This window comes from Nostocoides vanveenii (genome assembly GCF_039531165.1).
Taxonomy (GTDB): domain Bacteria; phylum Actinomycetota; class Actinomycetes; order Actinomycetales; family Dermatophilaceae; genus Nostocoides_A; species Nostocoides_A vanveenii.
The window spans coordinates 1-21,848 of the sequence record NZ_BAAAPN010000011.1; the positions used below are offsets into that span (position 1 = coordinate 1).

18 protein-coding genes are annotated in these 21,848 nt (G+C 69.9%); 12 read left to right on the plus strand and 6 right to left on the minus strand.

Annotated elements, in window-relative coordinates:
* The 8 genes from ABD209_RS01795 to ABD209_RS01830 form a co-directional block, all read left to right on the plus strand.
* Positions 1-405, plus strand: a 405-nt coding sequence (locus ABD209_RS01795) for a hypothetical protein (protein ID WP_344061248.1), incomplete at its 5' end; no start/stop codon positions are given.
* Positions 406-1,110: 705 nt separating this feature from the next.
* The gene (locus ABD209_RS01800) at positions 1,111-2,565 is read left to right on the plus strand and encodes a cytochrome ubiquinol oxidase subunit I (RefSeq protein WP_344061251.1); all 1,455 of its coding nucleotides are present in this window, start codon (positions 1,111-1,113) and stop codon (positions 2,563-2,565) included.
* Between the two features lie 15 nt (positions 2,566-2,580).
* On the plus strand, positions 2,581-3,630 hold the full coding sequence (gene cydB / locus ABD209_RS01805) for a cytochrome d ubiquinol oxidase subunit II (protein WP_344061253.1): 1,050 nt from the start codon (positions 2,581-2,583) through the stop codon (positions 3,628-3,630).
* A 16-nt stretch (positions 3,631-3,646) separates the two neighbouring features.
* Entirely contained in the window at positions 3,647-7,321 is a 3,675-nt protein-coding gene (cydD, locus tag ABD209_RS01810; protein WP_344061256.1) for a thiol reductant ABC exporter subunit CydD, read from the plus strand.
* Positions 7,322-7,426: 105 nt separating this feature from the next.
* Complete coding sequence (locus tag ABD209_RS01815) at positions 7,427-7,921, plus strand: low molecular weight protein-tyrosine-phosphatase (RefSeq protein ID WP_344061259.1); 495 nt, start codon at positions 7,427-7,429, stop codon at positions 7,919-7,921.
* A gap of 135 nt (positions 7,922-8,056) precedes the next feature.
* Positions 8,057-8,659 carry a VOC family protein gene (locus tag ABD209_RS01820; RefSeq protein ID WP_344061262.1) on the plus strand — a complete coding sequence of 201 codons (603 nt, stop codon included), beginning with the start codon at positions 8,057-8,059 and terminating at the stop codon, positions 8,657-8,659.
* 148 nt (positions 8,660-8,807) lie between these two features.
* Positions 8,808-10,226 carry an adenylosuccinate lyase gene (purB, locus tag ABD209_RS01825; RefSeq protein WP_344061265.1) on the plus strand — a complete coding sequence of 473 codons (1,419 nt, stop codon included), beginning with the start codon at positions 8,808-8,810 and terminating at the stop codon, positions 10,224-10,226.
* Positions 10,227-10,356: 130 nt separating this feature from the next.
* Entirely contained in the window at positions 10,357-10,992 is a 636-nt protein-coding gene (locus ABD209_RS01830) for a VOC family protein (RefSeq protein ID WP_344061268.1), read from the plus strand.
* Positions 10,993-11,001: 9 nt separating this feature from the next.
* Here the strand turns inward: ABD209_RS01830 and ABD209_RS01835 are convergent, their stop codons facing one another.
* The 3 genes from ABD209_RS01835 to serS form a co-directional block, all read right to left on the minus strand.
* The gene (locus ABD209_RS01835) at positions 11,002-11,808 is read right to left on the minus strand and encodes a TrmH family RNA methyltransferase (protein WP_344061270.1); all 807 of its coding nucleotides are present in this window, start codon (positions 11,806-11,808) and stop codon (positions 11,002-11,004) included.
* Complete coding sequence (locus tag ABD209_RS01840; RefSeq protein WP_324386691.1) at positions 11,802-12,626, minus strand: HAD family hydrolase; 825 nt, start codon at positions 12,624-12,626, stop codon at positions 11,802-11,804. Before ABD209_RS01840 ends, ABD209_RS01835 begins: the two co-directional genes overlap by 7 nt.
* A 108-nt stretch (positions 12,627-12,734) precedes the next feature.
* The gene (gene serS / locus ABD209_RS01845) at positions 12,735-14,000 is read right to left on the minus strand and encodes a serine--tRNA ligase (RefSeq protein ID WP_324386690.1); all 1,266 of its coding nucleotides are present in this window, start codon (positions 13,998-14,000) and stop codon (positions 12,735-12,737) included.
* 155 nt (positions 14,001-14,155) lie between these two features.
* Here serS and ABD209_RS01850 point away from each other — a divergent pair, with 155 nt between their 5' ends.
* From ABD209_RS01850 to ABD209_RS01860, 3 genes are read left to right on the plus strand one after another with little or no spacing between them, the layout of a single operon-like run.
* Positions 14,156-14,734: an RNA polymerase sigma factor gene (locus tag ABD209_RS01850; RefSeq protein WP_344061275.1), complete on the plus strand. Its 579-nt coding sequence runs from the start codon at positions 14,156-14,158 to the stop codon at positions 14,732-14,734.
* Positions 14,731-15,231 carry a hypothetical protein gene (locus ABD209_RS01855; protein WP_344061278.1) on the plus strand — a complete coding sequence of 167 codons (501 nt, stop codon included), beginning with the start codon at positions 14,731-14,733 and terminating at the stop codon, positions 15,229-15,231. Before ABD209_RS01850 ends, ABD209_RS01855 begins: the two co-directional genes overlap by 4 nt.
* Before the next feature lie 6 nt (positions 15,232-15,237).
* On the plus strand, positions 15,238-17,757 hold the full coding sequence (locus ABD209_RS01860; protein ID WP_344061281.1) for a CHAT domain-containing protein: 2,520 nt from the start codon (positions 15,238-15,240) through the stop codon (positions 17,755-17,757).
* A 39-nt stretch (positions 17,758-17,796) separates the two neighbouring features.
* Here ABD209_RS01860 and ABD209_RS01865 read toward each other — a convergent pair whose 3' ends face one another.
* A complete protein-coding gene (locus ABD209_RS01865) occupies positions 17,797-18,456 on the minus strand; it encodes a LysE family translocator (protein WP_344061284.1) in 660 nt (219 codons plus the stop codon).
* On the minus strand, positions 18,449-18,988 hold the full coding sequence (locus tag ABD209_RS01870) for a DinB family protein (RefSeq protein ID WP_425564527.1): 540 nt from the start codon (positions 18,986-18,988) through the stop codon (positions 18,449-18,451). Before ABD209_RS01870 ends, ABD209_RS01865 begins: the two co-directional genes overlap by 8 nt.
* On the opposite strand from ABD209_RS01870, the gene ABD209_RS01875 reads away from it, so the two are divergent.
* Positions 18,972-20,321 carry a diacylglycerol/lipid kinase family protein gene (locus ABD209_RS01875; protein WP_344061290.1) on the plus strand — a complete coding sequence of 450 codons (1,350 nt, stop codon included), beginning with the start codon at positions 18,972-18,974 and terminating at the stop codon, positions 20,319-20,321. The genes ABD209_RS01870 and ABD209_RS01875 overlap by 17 nt on opposite strands.
* 92 nt (positions 20,322-20,413) lie before the next feature.
* On the opposite strand, the gene zwf is transcribed toward ABD209_RS01875, so the two are convergent.
* Positions 20,414-21,841 carry a glucose-6-phosphate dehydrogenase gene (zwf, locus tag ABD209_RS01880; RefSeq protein ID WP_344061293.1) on the minus strand — a complete coding sequence of 476 codons (1,428 nt, stop codon included), beginning with the start codon at positions 21,839-21,841 and terminating at the stop codon, positions 20,414-20,416.
* Between the last annotated feature and the right edge of the window lie 7 nt (positions 21,842-21,848).

Below are 21,848 nucleotides of genomic sequence, written 5' to 3' on the forward strand. Positions count from 1 at the left end.
GGGGACCCGGACACCGCCCGCCGCTTCTACACCGACGGCCTCGACATCGCCCGGGGGCTGGCCCAACGCGAACCCGGGAACACCGGCTACCAACGCGACCTCTCCATCAGCTACGAGCGACTGGCCGACCTCGCGTTGCGCGCCGACGACGGCGCAACCGCTGCGCAGGACGTTCAAGAAGCGTTGACGCGGCGCTTCAGTCTGGTCGAGCGCGAACCGAGCCGCGAGGACCTCCGGGTGGAACTCGCCTACACGCTCTTTCTCGCCAGTTTCCTCGGCTTCACGTTCGGGGACGATGCGAGATCCGCCAAGCAGGTGGTCGTGGAGTTGTTGGTTCCGTTCGACGACGCCGGTCGGCTCGGGCCGCGGGGGCGGCAGCTCCTCGCCTGGGCGCGCGGCGACTGAGTCAACGCTGACCGGCGGCGTTAGACCGCGACAACGGCGATCAGCTCATAGGCCTGGGTCGCCAGCGCACTGAGGTCGGCGGGGTGGGCCGCGACCACGGCCGCGAGAGCGAAGATGGCGCCGGCACGCCCCGTTGCGGTCCGCTGGTAGGCGGCTGCGCGAGCGGTCAGTTCGTCATCGACCTTGCGGGACTAGGCAGGCCCGCATTTGGCGCTCGGGGGAGAAGTCGCGCCGCGGATCACCAGTCAGGTACTCAGTCAGGACCACGGCAGGCACGTCCGTCGGCACAACGCCTGGCGCGCAAGCTCAATCAGTCGCCCTGGTGACCAGCCAGGCACTGACCCCCCTCGCGTCGAGGACAAGGGTCAAGACGGTTCGGTCGTGGCGAGGCCGGCGCCCGCCACCGCCGCATACCATCTCGGGCCGGGCGAGGCGTTCCGAATGGCGGTACGACGGATTCGATCGGACAAGTGATCCCGCCCACACCGGGCTACCGGTCGGTAACAGCGAGTACGCCGGCATACCACCACCGGTATGCCTGGTGATCAGCGCGAACATCGGTGGAAGCGCTACCAAGGCCGCTGACCTGCGCGTGGCTAGGTCACGCAGGTGGGCCTCAGCAAGCTATACCTTGCCTGAATTCACCCGGCCATGCGGCATACGGTCAATCGTCACTCATCGGACACGACGACCGGAGCTCAACTCATGGATGCCCTGGACCTGGCGCGATGGCAGTTCGCCATCACGACCGTCTACCACTTCCTCTTCGTGCCGATCACCATCGGCATGTCCGCGATCGTCGCCTACTTCCACATCCAGTGGGTGCGCACCAAGACGCCGGAATACCTACGCTTGGCGAAGTTCTTCGGCAAGCTGTTCACCATCAACTTCGCCCTCGGGCTGGTCACCGGCATCGTCCAGGAGTTCCAGTTCGGGATGAACTGGAGCGACTACAGCCGCTTCGTCGGCGACATCTTCGGCGCGCCGCTGGCCTTCGAGGCGTTGCTCGCGTTCTTCCTCGAGTCGACCTTCCTCGGCCTGTGGATCTTCGGCTGGGGCCGGCTGCCCGAGAAGCTGCACGCCCTGACCATGGTCGCCGTGCACATCGGCACGGTGCTGTCCGCCTACTTCATCCTCGCGGCCAACTCCTTCATGCAGAACCCGGTCGGCTACAAGTTCAACCCCGACTCGGGCCGCGCCGAGATGACCGACTTCCTCGCCGTGCTGACCAACAAGGTCCAGCTGGTGACCTTCCCGCACGTCATCACCTCCTGCTATATGACCGGCGGCGCCATGGTCATGGGCGTCTCGCTGTGGCTGATGCTGAAGAAGAAGCACGCGGCCGACCACTCGATGTATCGCAGGTCCGCGCGCATCGGCGCCTGGGTCTCGCTGGTCGCGAGCATCGGCGTGATGGTCACCGGCGACATCCAGGGCAAGATCATGACCGAGGTGCAGCCGATGAAAATGGCTGCGGCAGAGGCGCTTTACGAGACCAAGACCAATGCCGGCTTCTCGATCTTCACGATCGGCTCGCTCGACGGCTCGAAGGAGATCTTCTCCATCCGCATCCCGGGCCTGCTCTCCTTCCTCGCGACCGGCAACTTCCACGATCAGGTCGAGGGCATCAACCAGATCCGCCCGCAAGAGCAGGCGCTGGCCCAGAAGGTCACCGAGCGCTACGGCGCCGAGGTGGGCAAGCTGGCATACGACAAGACGTACACGCCGAATATCCCCGGCTCCTACTGGAGCTTCCGTCTGATGATCGGCCTCGGCGCCCTGTCCAGCCTGCTCTCGCTGATCACCCTCTGGGGCACCCGCAAGGACGCCAGCCCGGCGAGCAGGTGGTGGAAGCACATCGCGATCTGGAGCCCGCTGCTGCCGGTCTTCGCGATCAGCTTCGGCTGGATCTTCACCGAGATCGGCCGGCAGCCATGGATCGTCTACGGCGTGATGACGACGGCCAGCGGCGTCTCACCGTCGGTCTCGGCCGCCAATGTCTTCATCTCGATGGTCGTCTACACCCTGCTGTATGCCGCGCTCGCCGTCGTCGAGGTCAAGCTCTTCACCGACTACGTCAAGAAGGGTGCCGAGGCGGTCGAAGAACCCAAGTCGCCCGACGAGATGTCCGACGACAGCCAACTGCAGTTCGCGTACTGAGAAAGGAGAACTGACATGGACCTCGCAGTGATCTGGTTCCTTCTCATCGCCGTGCTGTGGACCGGCTATCTCGCCCTCGAAGGCTTCGACTTCGGCGTCGGCATGCTCCTGCCGATCCTCGGCAAGGGCCGTGACGCCGACGACACCGAGAAGCGTCGCCGCGTCATGATCAACACCATCGGCCCGGTCTGGGACGGCAACGAGGTGTGGATCCTCACCGCGGGTGGCGCGACCTTCGCCGCCTTCCCGCACTGGTATGCCACCTTGTTCAGCGGGTTCTACCTCCCCCTCCTGCTGATCCTCGTCGCGCTCATCGTGCGCAATATGGGCTTCGACTACCGCGGCAAGCGGGCGTCGGCGACCTGGAAGGCCCGTTGGGATCTCGCGATCATCGTCGGCTCCTTCGTCCCCGCGCTGCTGTGGGGTGTCGCGCTGACCAATGTGGTGCGCGGTGTGCCGATCGATGAGCACATGGAATACACCGGCAACCTGTTCACCCTGCTCAACCCGGTGGGCCTGCTCGGTGGCCTGACCTTCGTCGCCCTCTTCCTGACGCACGGCGCCTACTTCATCGCCCTGAAGACCGCCGGCCCGATCCGCGAGGACGCCCGCGCCTTCGCGACCAAGTCGGGGCTGGCCGCCGCCGGGCTCGCCGTCATCCTGCTGCTCGTCCTGGGCATCACCCGGGGCAGCATCTGGTCGTGGCTGACGACCGTTGTCGCGGCCGTCGCGCTCCTCGCGTCGATCGCCTCGAACCTGCGCGGCAAGGAGGGCTTCGCCTTCACCGGCACCTTCGTGACGATCGCGTTCGCGGTGGCGACGTACTTCTTCATGCTCTACCCGAACGTGATGCCGAGCTCGACCAAGGACGCCTGGTCGCTGACCATCCACAATGCGTCGAGCACCGACTACACCCTGAAGATCATGACGATCGCCGCCGTGGTCTTCACCCCCATCGTCCTGCTCTACCAGGGCTGGACCTACTGGGTCTTCCGCAAGCGGATCAGTGTGGAGCAGATCCCTGCTGCACAGGATCCGGGCCACGTGCCCGCCGCCGTCCGATAGGTCTGCCGGCGTCCTTGTGAAGCCCTTCGACCCCGAAGTCTTCTCCACCGTCCCCGAGACCCGCCGCCCCTTCGTGGCCTTGGGGGTGGTGGGGATCCTCCAAGGGGTCGCCACGATCGCGACCGCGTTCGCCCTGACCGGCGTCGTGGTCGCGATCGCGCGTTCCGCCGATGTGCGTATGCCGCTCACCTGGCTGGTCGTGCTCTTCGCCGCCCGCGGGCTGCTCGCCGCCGCCGCCGAGTATGTCGCGGCGCGCGCCGGCGCGGTCGTCTCGACGGCCCTGCGAGCGCGACTGCTCGCTGCGTGGGCGGGGCGACCGGACGGCATACGGCCCGCTGCCGCAACGCAATTGACGCTCGCCACCTCCGGATGCGCAAGCGTCGAGCCGTATGTCGCGCGCTACCTTCCCGCCCTCGTCGCCGCCGCGATCGTGCCGGTGGGTGCGGTCGTGACGCTGGCAATCGTGGACTGGCCGAGCGCGCTCGTGGTGGTGTTGACGCTGCCGCTGTTGCCGCTCTTTGCGGCGTTGATCGGGCGGGCGACGCAGGACGAGACAGCGCGGCGCTGGCGGGCGCTGGCCGACCTCGGCGGGCACTTTCTCGATGTCGTGCGCGGGCTGCCGACGCTGGTGAACTACGGCCGCGGCGAGCGGCAGCTGGGCACGATCCGGGCGGTCTCGCAGGAGCACCGGGTTGCGACCATGCGCACGCTGCGGATCGCGTTCTTGTCCTCGGCGGCGCTGGAGTTGCTGGCGACGATCTCGGTGGCGATCGTCGCCGTGCTGTGCGGCGTGCGGCTGGCCGACGGCGCGATGCCGCTGTCGATGGCGATGGTCGCGATTCTGCTTGCGCCGGAGGCATATTGGCCGATCCGCCGGGTTGGGCAGGAGTTCCACAGCGCGGCGGACGGGGCGCAAGCGCTGGCCGAGATCCAGGCGGAGCTGAGTGCCCGTGACGGGGCGGCCGCGGCCGCCGGAGCGGGCGAGGCCGGAGCCGGGGTGGCCGCTGACGATCGGCGAGGCGCCCTGCCGGCACTGGCAGCCGTGGAGATGCGCGAGGTGACCTATACCTATCCCGGGGCGCCGGAGCCGGTCCTGGCCGGTATCGACCTCGACGCCGGGCCCGGACTGACCGCGATCACCGGACCCTCGGGGGTCGGCAAGACCACCCTGATCGAGTTGATCGCCGGTCTGCGCGCCCCCGACTCCGGGACCGTCACGGCACCGCCCTGCCATGTGGTGACGCAGCGGCCTTACCTCCCGACCGGCACCCTGGGCCGTGCCCTTGCCCTGGGCAATGGCGCCGCGCCACAAGCGATTTGGTCGGCGCTTCGCGACGTCGGGCTCGACGGCTTCGTCGCTGGCCTGCCCGATGGGTTGGAGACCGTGGTCGGCGACGACGGCTTCGGGCTGTCGGCCGGCCAGCGGGCGCGCATCGGCCTGGCCCGCGCGCTGCTCGCCCCGGAGTCGGTCATCCTGCTCGACGAACCGACCGCCCACCTCGACGACGCGAGCGTGGCGATCGCGCATACGGCCATTGCGCAGTTGGCGACGCGGCGCGCGGTGCTGGCGATCACCCACCGGCCCGAGTTGGTCGCCCTCGCCGACCGCGAGATCCGCGTGGCTTCCGAACGGGTCCCCCTGTCCGCGGAACGGGCCCGGCCGGGATCCGCGGACGCGAGCGCTTCACCCCGCGGTGACTTGGACGCCGGCCCGCGAGGTAGTTCAGGCGCCGCCCGCGGCGCGGACACGAGTCACGGCGCTGCGACAAAACCTCTGCTAGCAGAGGTTGCGTCAGTCAGCAGTCCGTCCGACACGGCCGCGGTCCAGCGACTTGTGCACGGCGAAGGGGGATCGCAGCGCACAACCGCCGCCTCGGCTGGCGCCGGCCGCAGTCGGCGCCAAGCACCCCCCGAGCGCGTCCCGCTCCCCGCGCTTGGCCTGCCCGACCTGCGCACCCTGCGCCTGACCCGCCCGCTCCTGGCGGCCGGAGTCATCGGCGGCCTGGCCCTGGCCAGCGGGGTTGCCCTGACGGCGACATCGGGCTGGCTGATCGTCAAGGCCGACGAGCGCCCCGTCATCCAAACGCTCCTCGCCGCGATCGTGGCGGTGCGGACCTTCGGCATCTCTCGGCCGGTCTTCCGCTACTGGGAGCGGCTGGGCACCCACGATGCCGCCTTCGCCGATCTCGCCGAACGCCGCGTCCAGACGTATGCCGCGCTCGTTCCCCTCACGCCGGCCCGCCTCGGCCGACGGGGCCGATCCGACCTGCTCACGGGCGTGGTCGACGATCTCGACGACATCGTCGGCGCGCAGATCCGCGTCACCGTCCCCGGCTTGTCCGCGCTGATCGCTTGGGCGATCACTGTCGCCGTGACCGCCGGTTTCGATCTGCGCATCGGGGCCTGGGTGGCCGCCTTGGGCCTGGTCGTGCTGGCCATTGCCCTGCTGGCCGAACGCCTCGAGGCCGTGGGAGCCGCCCAACTCCTGCGCGCCCGCGCGGACGTCAATCGCGTCGCGGCCACCCTGACCGGGCAGGCAACCGAGATCGCCGCCATCGGTGCCGGGCCGGCCGTGCTTGCCGAGCTCGAGGCCGCCTCCCGAGCCTGGGTCGACACCACCATGCGCCAGGCCCGCGGCCGAGCGCTCGCCGCCGCCGGGATCCTGCTCGCCGTGGGAGCGACGACGCTGGCCGTGGCCGTGACCCTGGCCGGCGACACCCGCCATACCGCCCCGGTCGCGGCGATGCTGGTCCTCGCCCCGGTCGCCGCCACCGACGCCCTCACCCCGCTGGCCGAAGCCGCTCGTGCCCTCGCCCGCGCCCGCGGGAGTGCGACCCGCCTGCGTGGCGTGCTCGATCAGGAGCCTGCCGTCGCCCAAGCCCTCGACCCGCAAGCCGGCGGCACCACCGGCAACCCGCAGGACGCCGCCTCACGAGCGCGCTTGGATACCAAGGCAAGGGCAAGCAATCGGGCGAACACCAGCCCCGGGGTGGGGGGTGACAACGGGGGTGGGGCGGACACCGAGGCGAGCGAACGGCATACGCCAATCGCGTTGCGCGACATCAGCGCTCGATGGACGCTCGAGCGGCCCCTCGCCCTCGCGCCGATCGACCTCGACGTCCCCGCCGGCACCCACCTCGCGATCGTCGGCCCCAATGGCGCCGGCAAGTCGACCCTGCTCGCCGTGCTCGCACGCCACCTCGATCCGGAGTCCGGGACCTACTTTCTCGACGAGACCGATGCCTGCCGTATGCCGTTGCCCGCCGCCCGCGGCCGGCTCGCCGTCGTCGACGACAGCCCCTATGTCTTCGCGTCCACCCTGCGGGAGAACCTGCGCTTCGCGGCCACCGAACCCACCGATGGCGCGCTCATCGAGGCGCTGGAGCGGGCCGGGCTCGGCGCGTGGTTGCGCGGACTGCCCGACGGTCTCGAAACCCGACTCGGCATCGGCGGGCGCGGGATGTCTGGCGGCGAGCAGGCCCGCCTCGGGCTGGCCCGCGCCCTGGTCTCGCAGCGACCGGTGGTGTTGCTCGACGAGCCGGTCGCCCATCTGGACTCGGCGACCGCCCGCGCCGTGATCGACGACCTGCTCTCGGCCTCGGACACCCGCACCGTGATCATGGTCAGCCACCGCGAGGACGGCCGCGACGGCTTCGACCGCGTCCTGGCCCTGCAGCCGCCGCTGCCCTGACCCCAACTGCCCAGGCCCGGCAACCTGCGGGCACGGACCGGAGACTTCTCAGGAGAGACCGAGGCGGCCACGAAGCACCGACATGGGCACCGGGAGAATGGCCCGGTGACCTACCGGATCTGCGTCGTCTGCACCGGCAATATCTGCCGCTCCCCCATGCTGGAGTTCCTCCTGCGCGAAGCCTTCGAGGACGCAGGCCTAAGCGACCGTGTCGCGGTGGATTCGGCCGGCGTCTCAGCCGAAGAGGCCGGCAATCGGGCGGACTCCCGCACCCTCGCCGCACTGCGACGGCACGGGCATACCGACCATGGGGGCCAGGCCCATCGGGCCCGCCAGATTCGCCCGGCGTGGCTCGCCGATCGCGACCTGATCCTCGCTGCCGACCACGGACACCTGAACCGGCTCCGACGCCTGGCCGGGGGCGAGCCCACCGACCACATCCGCCTCATCCGCTCCTTCGACCCGGACGCCGTCGCCCGCGGCAATCTCGACGTTGACGACCCGTGGTACGGCCGCGATGTCGACTTCGACCGCACCTATGCCGAGCTGACCGCCGCTGTCCCCGGCATCGTCGACCACGTCCGCGCCGCCCTCCCCTGACCCGTCCGTGTTCCACGCTCCGAACGAGGGATGCCCGTCGAGTGGCCGGTTCAGGTGCGTCGGACGGGGGGCAGGCCGAGGTGCGAGGATGGGCCCGCCGGGCCAGCCCGCGCCCGGCCCTCCCCCAGATGAACGATGCCGTCGGTCTGGACCAGCTATCTCGCCGCCGACTCCGCCGACGCGTGCGCCGCGGCCGTCACTGCGGCGGGCGGCACGCTGATGATGCCGGCCTTCGACGTGGGCGATGTGGGCCGCATGTTCGTCGCCGTCGACCCGTCCGGCGCCGCGTTCGGCGTCTGGGAGGCCAAGGCCCACACCGGCGCGGGCGTCTTCAACGAGGACGGCGCCTACTGCTGGAAGAAGCTGCACACGCTGAACTACGACGCGGCGCGCGATTTCTACGCCAAGGCCTTCGGCTACTCCTTCACCGACATCGGCGGCGACGGCTTCACCTATTGCGTCTTCGCCCTCGACGGCGGCGGCCCCGAGTCGGCCATCGGCGGTGTCGCGGACGACGCCAACACCCCGGGCGCCGAGATGCCCTATTGGCTGACCTGGTTCCAGGCCGACGACGCCGACGCCATGGTCGCCAAGGTCGAGCAGCTCGGCGGTAGCGTGATCATGCCCGCCGACACCAGCCCCTTCGGCCGGATGGCCATCGTCACTGGTCCGGAGGGCGAGGTCTTCGGGATCATCGACCCGACGACCACGCTCGCCATGGACGAGGCCGCCGTCTAGCCGGCCCGCACCGGCGGTGGGGTGGGCGATCGCGTCCACCCCACCGACCACGCGCACCGACCCGCCGTCCCCGGCCCGCGGTCCGCGGCCATGCGGCGCGCATGGACGGCCGCCCAACGGCCGGCCACCCCGATGGCAGGATGGATGTATGCCGAGCCTCGCCGATGCGCAGGTCGCCCTGGGTGCGCTCGACGGTCGTTACCGCAGCGCCGTCGCTCCCCTCGTCGACCACCTCTCCGAGCCCGCCCTCAACCGCGAGCGACTGCGCGTCGAGGTCGAGTGGCTGATCTACCTGACCAGGCACCAGGTGATCCCCGGGTGCGGCACCCTGACCGCGGACGAGCAATCCGCCCTACGCGCGATCCCCGCCCGGTTCGGCCCCGACGACATCGCCGAACTCGCCGCGATCGAAGCCGAGACCCACCACGACGTCAAGGCCGTCGAATACCTGCTGAAGCGGCGCTTCGCCGCCCTGCCCGGCCGCAGCGAGGACGATCCGCTCACCGAACTCATCCACTTCGGGGCGACCTCCGAGGACGTCAACAACGTCTCCTACGCCCTGATGATCCGTGGCGCGATCACCCAGGTCTGGCTCCCGGCCGCCCGCGCGCTCCTCGCCCAGGTAGAGGCGATGGCGGGCGCGTTGCGCGCGGTGCCGTTGCTCGCGCATACCCACGGGCAACCCGCCACCCCCACGACCATGGGCAAGGAACTCGCCGTCCTCACCTGGCGCCTGGGCCGGCAACTCGGCCGCATCGAGCGCGCCGAATATCTCGGCAAGTTCAACGGCGCCACCGGCACGTATGGCGCACACCTGGCTGCCGTGCCCGATGCCGACTGGCAGCGCATCAGCGCGGAGTTTGTCGGCTCGCTCGGCCTGACCTGGAATCCGCTGACCACGCAGATCGAGAGCCACGACTGGCAGGCGGAGCTCTATGCCGACCTCGCCCGCTTCAATCGCATCCTGCACAACCTCTGCACCGACGTCTGGACCTATATCTCGCTCGGCTACTTCGCGCAGGTCCGCGGCCAGGGCACCATCGGGTCCAGCACCATGCCGCACAAGGTCAACCCGATCCGCTTCGAGAATGCCGAGGCGAATCTCGAAGTCAGCAATGCCCTCCTCGACGTCCTCGCGGCCACCTTGGTCACCTCCCGGCTGCAGCGCGACCTGACCGACTCCTCGATGCAGCGCAATGTCGGCACGGCGATCGGTCACTCGCTGCTCGCCCTCGACAATGTCGCCCGCGGCCTGTCCGGCCTGGACGCCGACCCGGGCGCCATGGCCGCGGACCTGGACGCGAACTGGGAGGTGCTCGCCGAACCCATCCAGTCGGCGATGCGTGCTCTCGCCGCCCAAGGCGTGCCTGGCATGGCCAACCCGTATGAGCGCCTCAAGGAGCTCACACGCGGGCGTCGCATCGGCGCGACGGAGTTGCGGGAATTCATCGAGGGGCTCGGCCTGCCCGCGGATGTCGCGGCCCGGTTGACGACGCTGACCCCGCAGACCTACGTCGGTCTGGCACCCCAACTTGTCGACCGCGTGGTCCCGCCGACCACCGGCTGACGCCCCCGCCGACGCGTCACTGTCGCCCCGCGGCCTTGACCGATCAAACGTCGATTGCGCGGCTCTGCCACGGCCGCAGCCGGTCTGGACGTGGTCAAGAGCACCCTTTCGCGTGTGTAACGATGAGGGAATGCGCGTGGATCATGTGTCGTATGCCGCTGAATCCGACGGCTTGCAAGCCACTGCCGAACGCCTGGCTGCGAAGTTGCACGTCGAACCCGTCGAGGGGGGCGTGCACCCGCGTTTCGGCACGCGGAATGTGATCCTGCCGCTGGCCCACGAGCGCTATGTCGAGGTCGTCGAGGTGCTGGATCACCCCTCGGCCGACAAGGCTCCCTTCGGCCAGGCCGTGCGCGCGCGCAGTGAGCTCGGCGGCGGCTGGCTGGGCTGGGTCGTGCGCGTCGAGGACCTCGCCGATATCGAGCAGCGCCTCGGCCGCGCCGCCGTCGACGGCAACCGCCGCATGCCGGACGGTCGCGAGTTCAAGTGGCGTCAGCTCGGCGTCCGGGGCCTGCAGTCCGACCCGCAGCTGCCCTTCTTCGTCCAGTGGGACAGCGGCTCTCCGCACCCCTCCGATGACGCGCACACCGACGTCACCATCGACTCCCTCGAGATCGGCGGCGACCCCGAGCGCGTCAAGGACTGGCTCGGTCTGCCCGCCGAGACCACCAGCTCGGTGATCCAGTTCCACTTCGTCGCGCCGCACGGCACCCCCGGCCTGATGTCGGTCACCTTCAACACCGCCGAGGGCGACGTCACCGTCTGACCGTGCGTTTCAGCCGCGCTGCCGCACCGCCTCGAAGAGGACGATCGCGGCGGCCACGGAGGCGTTGAGCGAATCGGCCTGGCCGGCCATCGGGATGCGCACGTGCACGGTCGAGGCGACGAACAACTCCGCATCCAGGCCGTACTTCTCCGAACCCACCGCCACGGCGATCCCGCCGGTCAGATCCGCGTCCGTATGCCGGTCCACGGCGTCGGGCGTCGTAGCCACCACCGTGAGCCCCCGCTCGCGCACCCAGCCCATGGCCTCAGCGGTCGATGCCGAAGCGACGGGCACCGAGAAGACCGTGCCCTTGCTCGACCGAATGACATTGGGGTTGCCCCAGTCGGTCACCGGGTCGGCCGCGATGACGGCGGCCACTCCGGCGGCATCGGCGGTTCGGAGCATCGCGCCGAGATTGCCTGGCTTCTCGATCCGCTGAGCGAGCAGCACGAGCGCGCCGGCCGGGACATCCAGGGCAGCCAACTCCACGCCCGGCTGCGGCACGATGGCCAGCAGCCCGTCCGGCCCCTCGCGGTAGGCCGCCTTCTCGAAGGCGGCTCGGCTGCACTCGAAGACCCGCGCACCGCGCTCGCGGGCAACCGCGACCAGGTCGGCCCCCGCCGTCCGGTCACCCATCAGCTCCGGGCAGTGGAAAATTGTCGTGGGCGCGACTCCGGCGCCAAGCGCGAGGGCCAGCTCCTCAGCCCCTTCGAGGCGGGTGCAGCCGGCAGCCTCGCGATCGCGGCGGTTGCGCAGCGCCAGCACGCTCTTGATCCGCGGGTTGGCCGCCGAGGTCAGCAGCACATCGGTCAGCAACTCGCGACCTCGCTCCCCCGGGCGACCCCGGGCAGGGTTAACAGCACGGCGGGCGCTCCGTCGTCATAGACCGATGCGGTGACTTCGTCGGCGACCTCCCTGACCTCCTCCGGCGCATTGCCCATCGCGACCCCCCGGGCCGCCCACCTGAGCATCTCCAGGTCGTTGCGCTGGTCACCGATCGCGACCGTGTGCATGGGTTGGATCGACAATCGTCGCCGGATCAGCTCCAGCGCACTGCCTTTCGAGACGCCCTCCGGGTTGATGTCGAGCCAGGCCGAGAAGCCCACCGCGTAGTTGACGCCGTGCAGGCCGATCCGGTGCGTGAGCTCGACGAAGTCGTCACTGGTCCCCGTCGGGCTGCGGAAGGTCACGCGCGTCACCGGGTCCGCCAGGAGTTCTTCCCACGGCACGATCGTGACCACGCCTTCGAGCGGGTCGGGGAAGGGAGCACTGACCTTGAACCCGACGCCGAGATCCTCGACGGCCACAACGGCATCCGGCCAGGCGTCATGCAGCAGGGTCAGCGCCGGGCCCGGGTCGAAGGTCACGGCCTCGATAACCTCGTAGCCGCTCGGCAACGCCGGATCGAGGTCGATGGTGACCGCGCCATTGGAGCACACGGCATACCCGCGCTCGATGCCGAGGCGGGCCAACACCGGCAGCGTGCCAAGCACCGAGCGACCGGTGGCGATCACGATCTGGTGGCCGGCGGCCGCAGTCGCGGCCACCGCGTCATGGACGGCGGGCCGCAACTCGCCTTCATGCGTCAACAAGGTGCCGTCGATGTCGAGAGCGACCAGGTGCGGCGGGTGCATGACCGAAACGCTAGCGGGTCTCAGTCCCGCGCCCGCCACGCCTGCCTCAGGTCCAGTCGCCCCGAAGACCGCCATCACGATCAGGGTCTCGCGTGGCTCCCGAGCCGGTCAGTCGGCGCTCAAGACCTCCAGGCCGACATAGGGCTGCAGGGCCGCCGGCACCCGGACCGACCCGTCCGCCTGCTGGTGGTTCTCCAGGATCGCCACCAACCAGCGGGTGGTCGCGAGAGTCCCGTTGAGAGTGGCGGCGACCTGGTTGCCGTGCTCGCCCTTGACGCGTGTGCCGAGCCGGCGCGCCTGGAAGGTCGTGCAGTTCGAGGTCGACGTCAGCTCGCGATAGCGCCCCTGGCTAGGCACCCAGGCCTCAGAGTCGAATTTGCGCGCCGCGCTCTGCCCCAGGTCGCCCGCCGCGGTGTCGATGATGCGGTAGGGCACCTCGATCTTGGCGAGCATCTCGCGCTCCATGTCCAGCAGGCGCTCGTGCTCGGTCTCCGCCTCGGCCGGGTCGCAGTAGACGAACATCTCGATCTTGTTGAACTGGTGCACCCGAATGATGCCTCGGGTGTCCTTGCCATAGCTGCCGGCCTCGCGGCGATAGCACGTCGACCAGCCGGCATACCGCTTCGGACCGCCGCGCAAATCGAGCACCTCCCCTGCGTGATAGCCCGCGAGCGCGACCTCGGAGGTCCCGGTCAGATAGAGGTCGTCGGCCTCGAGCCGGTAGACCTCGTCCGCGTGCCGGTCGATGAACCCGGCCCCGCGCATGACCTCCGGGAGCACGAGGGTGGGCGTGATCATCGGGACGAACCCGTGCTCGATCGCACATGCCATACCGGCATTGAGCAGGCCAAGTTCGAGACGGGCGCCCACACCGGTGAGGAAGTAGAAGCGCGCCCCGGCGATCTTCGCCCCGCGAGCCATGTCCAGAGCCCCGAGGCCCTCAGCGAGTTCGAGGTGATCCTTCGGCGCGAACCCCTCGGCCGCGAAATCTCTTGGCGTGCCGACCATTTCGCGCACCACATAGTCGTCCTCACCGCCGGCGGGGACGCCCTCAACCACGACATTGCCGATCGAGGCAAGCAACTCATCCCGGTCGGCAGACAGCGTCGCGGCGCTCGCCTGCAGGTCCTTGACGCGGGCAGCGAGGGCCTTGGTCTCGTGCAGCAGGCGCTGCTTCTCCTCGCCACTGGCCGCGGCGACCTGCTTGCCCAGAGACTTCTGTCGCGCACGCACCTGCTCGAACTCGGTCAGGGCGGCGCGCCGCCGCGCATCGGCGTCGAGGACCTGGTCAACGGCCGCGGGATCGTCGCCACGCGCAACCTGGCTGGCCTTGACCCGGTCGGGGTCGTCGGCGAGGAGTTTGATGTCGATCACCGGGTCAGCCTATCGAGGGGCCGGATCGTCCTTCCGCGCCTTTTCACGCCTCACGCGGTCCTTGACGGATTCTCCCAAAGTGCTGGTATGACCGCGTCAACGGCAATATCGTGAAGGCGTCAACTCCTGCTTCGCGCCCGAGTTCGGAGGTCCGCATGACCATTGCCGTCTCCTTGGCGACGCGCGCCGGGACCGCTTTCGGGGCCTACCGCGAGGGCGACACCGGGCGCCTGGCCGAGTTGGTCGACCTGCTGTCCCCGATCCTGTGGCGCGCCGCCCGGGCCCAACACGTCTGCGCGGCCGACGCGGAAGAGATCGTCCAGGTCGCCTGGCTGCGCCTGCTCGATCACGCCGACGACATCGTCGAACCGGCCGCGGTGCTGACCTGGCTGATCGTGACAGTCAAGCGCGAGGCCTGGCGCCGCAGCGGACGAGCCACGCACGAGGTCAGCACGGACCTGCACGACGCCGTAATGCCGGAGACGACCCCCGGGCCCGAACACCAAGCCGTGCTCACCGAGCGGCAGCGTGTGCTCTGGCACCATGTGCAGCGTCTCTCGCCCACCTGCCGCCACCTCTTGTGCGTGATCGCCTTCGCCGAACGCCCGGACTACGACTCCGTCGCCCGCGCCCTGGGCCGGCCCGTCGGCAGCATCGGCCCGACGCGCGGCCGCTGCCTGGCCAAACTGCGCAATGCCTTGGCCACCGACCCCGAATGGTGCGCTGAGCCATGATCGTCAACGATGACGACGCCCTCGACCTCGCCGACGAGGCCCTCCTCACCGACCTTCGTGAACTCGCCGAGGCCGCCGATCCGATGCCGGCCGGGCTGCCCGAGAACGTCAAGTTCGCCCTCGCGGTCCGTATGCTGCAGGCCGAGGCCGCCGCGATCACCCACGACGCCGCCCTCGCCGTCCGCACCGCCGGCCCCTCGACAACCGCGTCCATCGCTTTCAGCGGCCGCACGGTGGAGTTGCTCGTCAGCGCCTCCGACGAGCCCGACGGCAGGCTGCGGATCGACGGGTGGGTCACGCCGACCCAGGTCGTCATCGAGGCCCACGCCGGAGCCGTCGGGCCGAGCATCGACCGGGCCGTCCCGGTCGCGCGTGTCCAGGCCGATGACCTCGGCAGGTTCGTCCTCAGCAGCCTGCCCGAGCGACGACTGATGTTCGTCGTCCGCTTCGCCGACCCGCACCAGGCCCCGACGATCACGCCCGTCGTCGAATTCTGATTCGGCGTGCCATCGTTGGAATCCCTGGAGGGATTGCGTCGAGAGGCGTTGCGGCAGAACAACAGCGGGCGTCACCGGGAGGCGGCGGCGACCTATCGACGCTTGCTGCGGCAACTCGACCGTTACGACGCCGCCGCAGGTGTGATGCCGAACCCCGGGGCCCGGACGCTGCGCGTCCGCGCCCTGATCGGGATGTCTTTCACGATGACCCTGTCCGCGCGCCCGGTCGACGCGCTCGCCCTGCTCGACCAGGCAGAGAACATCGCCGGCGACCGAGGCGACCTGCGCTCCATCGTGCATCGTCAACGCGGTGTCGTGCTGGCCAACCTCGGCCGCGTCCGCGACAGCCTCCACGAGTTCGATCTGGCGGCGCGCGACGAGGGCGCGCTCACGGACATGGACGTGATCCTCCTGCTGATGAACCGCGCTCTCAGTCACGCCCATCTCGGCCACGCGGCGCAGGCCGCTGCCGACACCGACCGACTGCTCGACTTGGCCGATCCCGAGCGGTTCCCGGTCGAACGCTTCATGGGCACCTATAACGCCGGGATGATCGCCTATCTCGCCGGTGACCTCCCTGGCGCCTTGGAAACGATGCACCGCGCCGACACCATGGCGGTGGAGGTGCCGCGTGCCCCAGGCCGGCTGGACCATGCGACGGTCCTTTTGGATGCGGGCCTGGCAGCCGACGCGATCCGTGTGGCGGACAGTGCCGTCACCGAGGCGGCGGCCCACGGCCAACGCCTGTTCGTTGCTCAACTGCATACCTTGCGCAGCCGGGCATTTCTCCTGCTCGGCCGCCCCGCTGACGCCTATGCCGCAGCGTCGGCGGCACTTGCTCAGCTGCCTCGGGGCAAGGGGGCGGTCGAGCCCCGAGCTGCAGCGCAACTGACCGCCCTATCGGCGCAACTAGACCGTGGCGATGCCCCCCGGCCGATCGCGCGTCGTGCGGAGGCGATTCTCACCCAAGCCCTGGAGTCCGGAAGCGCCAACGTGCTGGCTGCCCAGCTGGTGGCCGCCGAGGCCTGGTTGGGCATCGACCCGGCGCGTGCGCAGGCGGTCATCGAGGGGTGGCAGACCGAGCTCGTGGTCTCGCTGAGCAACCGGCTGCGTCTGCGGCATGTCAAGGCAGCCAGCGCCATCGCCCGAGGCGACCAGCCCACCGCCCGGCGGGTGTTGCGCGCCGCCGCGGCCGACCTGCGAGCCGGTCAACGCACGGTGGCGAGCCTCGACATCGGGGCGGCGAGGGCACTGCATACGGTCCCCCTCGTCACTCTCGACATCGAGGTGGCGTTGCGTTCCGGACCGGCCGCGGTCTTCGCGGCAACCGAGAGATGGCGCATCGCCACGGCGCCGATGGCCGCTGTCCGCCCGCCGGCGGACGACGAGACCGCGGCGATGGTGGCCCGTTTACGCGCCGCGCACGCCCAGCTCGCCGAGGCTCCCCCGGATGCCGCGCCGGGACTGCGCGCAGGCATACGGGATCTCGAGCGAGCCGTCCGTATGCGCGACTGGAGTTCGCGACCCAGCGCGAGTTCCCTTGCGCCAGAGCATCAAATCACTATGTCTCTGGCACGCGAGCGCCTGGCGGCGGACGGCAGCGTCGCGGTGAGCCTGTTCACCCACGACGGCGTGATCCATGCCCTGGTGATCGGCGATGGACGCCCGCGCATCGAGGCAGGAATGCCGGCGGCACGTGCGGAAGAGCTCGGCCGTCGGGTGATGGCCGACCTGCGAATGGTGACGACGACCGCCGCGGCGCGGCGACTCGGTTCGGTCCGTGCCGCCCTCGCCGCCGAGCTCGCCGAACTCGATGCCGGGCTCCTCGGCACGCTGCGCATCGGTGACCGGCCGCTGCTCATCCTGCCCACTCGGTATGTCAGCGGGCTCCCCTGGGCGCTCCTGCCCCGCTTGGCTGGGGTGCCGGTTCTGGTCGCCGGATCCGTCACCGCGGCATTGACGCCCGCGCCGCCGGCGCCGGCCCGTCCCGCGGTGCAGATCCTCACCGGCCCCGGCTTGGGCACCGGCGAGCGCGAGGCTGAGGCTGTCGCCGGGGCCTGGCGCTCTCGAGGAGATGTCCATGTCGACTCGAATGCGTCCGGCGCCGCCCTTCGGCGCGCGCTCGGTTCTGGCACGCATGTGCACATCAGCGCCCACGGCCGCCACGAGGACCAGAGCCCGTTGTTCTCCCGGCTCGATCTCGCCGACGGCCCGATCTTCGCCTACGACCTCCAGGATGGCGGCATCGCCGCCCGATCGATCGTGTTGTCCGCGTGCGAGATCGGCGGATCGACGAGCGGCCCGGGCGAGGGGTCGATCGGGTTCGCCAACACCCTGCTGGCGCTGGGCGCGTGCAGCGTGGTGGCCGCGGCCACCCCGGTCCCCGACGACCTGGCCACCGACGTCGCGGGCCACCTCCACCGTGGCCTGGCGGCTGGTGCCACCGTGGATGTCGCTCTCGCGTCCGCGATTGCGGCGAGCGGCCACGACGCCGGCGTGTTTGGCGCCTTCGGCCGCCGCTGCTGACCGAGCCCGGCGGTCGATCAGCACGCCGGGCACGAAAGGTCAGCTTGTCGGTGCGGGCGCCGGGCGGCCCGTCAGGGCCAGCGCGCAGGCGAGGAGGATCATCATCACGCCGCCGGCGGCGTTCATCCGGGCCAGACGGCCGGGCGAGTTGGCGAGCCAGTCGCGGGCCCGGCCGGCGAGCACCGCCACGATGCTGTCGCTGGCCACCGCGACGGCAAAGAAGGTCAGCCCGAGGATCACGAGTTGCATCCAGACCGGCCCATGGCCGGTCGTGACGAACTGCGGGAGGAGCGCGACGAAGAAGACGATCGTCTTGGGGTTGGTCGCGCCCACCAGGAAGCCGTCCCGCAAAGCATGCGCGGCGTGCCGCTGCGGCCGGGTATCCATCTCTCGCAAGGCTCTTGACGCGGCATCGCGGTGCCGGATCGTGGAGATCCCGAGATAGACCAGATAGAGCGCGCCGACCGCCTTGACCACCGCATACGCCGTGGCGCTCGATGCGACCACCGGCCCGAGGCCCGCGGCGATGAGCAGGATCTGCGTCAGGATGCCGGTGGCATTGCCGAGCACACTCAGCAGCGCCTCACGGCGACCGGCCGAGATGGCGCGGCCGATCACGAAGAGCAGGCTGGGCCCGGGGATCGCGGCGAGGACGATGCTCGCGACGAGAAACGCAAGCCAGCGCGACGGGTCAGGCACGGACGTCCCAGAGGTGATGCACGAGGTCGTGGACGAGGTAGGTCCCCAAGGTCGCGACCGTGAACGAGGACCCATTGCTGCGCAGACCGGGACGCGACCACGCATCGTCGGGGACGCCGGCATACCGGGCGCTGAGCGGGTCCGACGCGGCGGCGATCTCGTCGGCGACGAGGGCCGGGTCGAGCTGCCAATAGCGCCCGTCGAGGGCGGCTTGGTCCTGATCCCAGTTGGCGAAGTGCGGATCATCCTGCGTGAGCACCGCATCGACGCGGCCGAGGAAGACCCGGCAGACATCCCGCACGTGCGCGCCATATTCCAGCGCCGACCACGTCGTCGGGGCCGGGCGATCACGCACGTCCGGCCGCAACAGCACCGCCTGCCAGGGCCGGGTCGCCTGTGCCACAGCCGCGGCGATGTCACCCGGCGCGATTGCCGAAGGATCGAAACCGCAGTCCGGGCAGACGCGATCGAGGGTCCAGGTCCAGTCCTTCTCGTCGGGCGGCGGGGTGATGGGGGTGCTCACACGCACCATGCTGACGTATGCCGGCGCCCGCGCGCTGGTAGTTTCATCCTCCGTGCCTCCTGCCGCCTGGTTGGCGATCGCTCTGCTGGTCTTCGCCGTGCTCTTCGCCGTCGCGCTGTGGCTCGGCCTCCAACCCGCCCCGGAGCGGCACGCCGCGCGTCCGCACCGGGACCGGTTCCGCCGCGAACCGGAACCGCCGAAGCGCAAGCGGATGGCGGTGATCGTCAACCCGACCAAATTCGACGACCTGACCGCTGTGCGTGACCGCCTCGCGGCTGCGGCCGCGGCGCTGGACTGGGATCCGCCGCTGATCCTGGAGACAACCATCGAGGACCCGGGCTACGGTCAGGCCCGCGCCGCCCTGGCCGAGAGCGTCGACGTGGTCGCTCCGCTCGGCGGAGACGGGACGGTACGGATGGTGGCGAGCGCCCTGGTGGGCACGTCCACGCCGCTGGGCCTGCTGCCGGCGGGGACGGGCAATCTGTTGGCGCGAAATCTCGAGTTGCCCGTGACCGACCTGGCCGAGGCTGTCCGGTTGGCGTGCACCGGGCGCAACCGCCCGATCGACGTGGGCTTCGTTGCGCTGCAGGAGGAACCGCTAGGCACGGGCGGCCACATTCCCGCATCTGGGGAGGACCAGACGGCGCCCCATGACCCCGCTGGTGCGGACGGCGGCACAGCAGCGGGCGGAGCAGCGGGCGGAGCAGCAGCGGCTCGCCCCACGGCGGGCGCAGCAGCGGCTCGCCCCACGGCGGGTGGGCCAGTGGCTCGCCCCACGGCGGGTGGCGGAGCAGCGGGCGGCGCGGCGGACGACGGCGAGGCGGCCGGCCGGCATACCGGCGAGCAGCCGTTCCTGGTGATGGCCGGGATCGGCCTGGACGCAACGATCATGTCTGACACCACCGAGGCGGCCAAGGCGAAGCTTGGCTGGTCGGCCTATGTCGCGACCGGCTTGCGCAACTTCCTCGGGCCGCGGCTGAAGGCGCACGTCAGCGTCGACGGCGGGCCGGCGCAGGCTGTCCATGCGAGCACCATCCTGATCGGCAATGTCGGCCGGATCACCGGCGGCATCAACCTGATGCCCGAGGCCGAGGTCGACGACGGCATCCTCGACTGCGTCGTGCTGGCACCCAAGGGCTTGCCCGGCTGGGTCAATGTCACGGCCCGGGTCATGACCAAGAACCGCGGCGAGCGCACCGAGCAGATCCACCGCTACTCCGGCCGGTCCTTCGAGGTGACGACGGAGGTTGAGCAGCCCGTGCAACTGGATGGGGATGTGGTCGGGGCGACCCGGCGCCTGACCGTCCGCGTCGCACCCGGCGCACTCCTGGTCCGCACCTGATCAACCCGTGCCGGTTCGGGTGCGGAACGGGGTGCCCAGCGAAGGATCGACGTTGGGTGCCAGCTCGACGTGGGCGAACGTCGCGGGGTGCCTCAGCTCGGCTCGCGCCAGCGCCGTTCGAAGGGCAGGCGCCAGCCGAAGGGCGAGATCAACTGGTGGATCTGGTTCGGGCCCCAGGATCCCTGGTCGTAGGGCCGCACGATCGGCGGGTTGTCCAGCAGCGGTTGGCTGATTTCCCACAACCGCTCCACGCCATTGGCCGACGTGAACAGCGTGGAGTCGCCGCGCGCCGCGTCATAGATCAACCGCTCGTAGGCCTCGAGGACCGACCCAGCCCAGGTCGTGTCCTTCATCGCGAACTGCATGGAGAGCTTGTCCAACCGATAGCCGGGGCCGGGGCGCTTGCCATAGAAGGACAACGACATTCGCGGTTGGTCGGACAGGTCGAAGGTCAGGTGGTCGGGGCCGTGGTCGCCCACTCCGGAGCCGCCCGGGAACATCGATCGCGGCGGCTCCTTGAACGCGATCGAGATGATGCGCGCGCCCTCGGCCATCCGCTTGCCGGTGCGCAGATAGAAGGGCACGCCGGCCCAGCGCCAGTTGTCGATATAGCACTTCAGCGCCACGAACGTCTCGGTCTCGGAGTCGGGCGCGACGCCCGGTTCGCCCCGGTAGCCGACATACTGGCCGCGCACGACATTCGCCGGCTCGATCGGCGACATCGAGCGGAAGACCTTAGTCTTCTCGCGGTTGATGGCCGCCGGCTCCAGGGCCGTCGGCGGCTCCATCGCGGTGAAGGCGAGCACCTGGAAGAGGTGGGTGACGACCATGTCGCGGTAGGCGCCGGTCGTCTCGTAGAAGTTGGCGCGCTGGGTCAGGCCGAGCGTCTCGGGGACGTCGATCTGAATGTGGTCGATATTGTTCCGGTGCCAGATCGGCTCGAAGAGCCCATTGGCGAAGCGGAAGGCCAGGATGTTCTGGGCCGCCTCCTTGCCCAAGAAGTGGTCGATCCGGAAGATCTGCGCCTCGTCGAAGACTTCGTGCAACTGGGCGTTGAGTCTGCGGGAGGACTCGTAGTCGGTGCCGAACGGCTTCTCCATGATGATGCGCGAGCGCTCGACCAAGCCTGCCGCGCCGATCATGTTGACGGCGGCGAGCGCGGCCTTGGGCGGCACCGACAAGTAGTGCAGGCGCAACTCGTTGTCACCGGGGAGTTCCTCCTCCGAGCGCAGCACCGCATCGCGCAGCCCCTCGGGGCCGGCGGCGAGCGGGACATAGTCGATGCGCTTGGCGAACGCCTGCCAGTCCTCGTCTTTCAGGGTGCGCGTGCTGTGCTCCCGGATGGCTGCCAGCGCCAGGTCACGGAAATCGTCGACCGACATATCGTCCAGCGAGGTCCCGACGACGCGCATGTCGAGGAGCAACTTGCTCTGGAAGAGATGGAGCAGCCCGGGGATGAGCTTGCGCTTGGCGAGATCGCCGGTGGCGCCGAACAGAATGACGGTCAGCGGAGCAGCCATTCCCACA

What these genes read in the sequence shown, in the direction of transcription:
- ABD209_RS01800 (WP_344061251.1), top strand. Translation starts at nt 1,111, where the DNA reads ATGGATGCCCTGGACCTGGCGCGATGGCAGTTCGCCATCACGACCGTC.
- cydB (WP_344061253.1), top strand. Translation starts at nt 2,581, where the DNA reads ATGGACCTCGCAGTGATCTGGTTCCTTCTCATCGCCGTGCTGTGGACC.
- ABD209_RS01820 (WP_344061262.1), top strand. Translation starts at nt 8,057, where the DNA reads ATGCCGTCGGTCTGGACCAGCTATCTCGCCGCCGACTCCGCCGACGCG.
- purB (WP_344061265.1), top strand. Translation starts at nt 8,808, where the DNA reads ATGCCGAGCCTCGCCGATGCGCAGGTCGCCCTGGGTGCGCTCGACGGT.
- ABD209_RS01830 (WP_344061268.1), top strand. Translation starts at nt 10,357, where the DNA reads ATGCGCGTGGATCATGTGTCGTATGCCGCTGAATCCGACGGCTTGCAA.
- ABD209_RS01840 (WP_324386691.1), bottom strand. Translation starts at nt 12,626, where the DNA reads ATGCACCCGCCGCACCTGGTCGCTCTCGACATCGACGGCACCTTGTTG.
- ABD209_RS01850 (WP_344061275.1), top strand. Translation starts at nt 14,156, where the DNA reads ATGACCATTGCCGTCTCCTTGGCGACGCGCGCCGGGACCGCTTTCGGG.
- ABD209_RS01855 (WP_344061278.1), top strand. Translation starts at nt 14,731, where the DNA reads ATGATCGTCAACGATGACGACGCCCTCGACCTCGCCGACGAGGCCCTC.
- ABD209_RS01870 (WP_425564527.1), bottom strand. Translation starts at nt 18,988, where the DNA reads ATGGTGCGTGTGAGCACCCCCATCACCCCGCCGCCCGACGAGAAGGAC.
- zwf (WP_344061293.1), bottom strand. Translation starts at nt 21,841, where the DNA reads ATGGCTGCTCCGCTGACCGTCATTCTGTTCGGCGCCACCGGCGATCTC.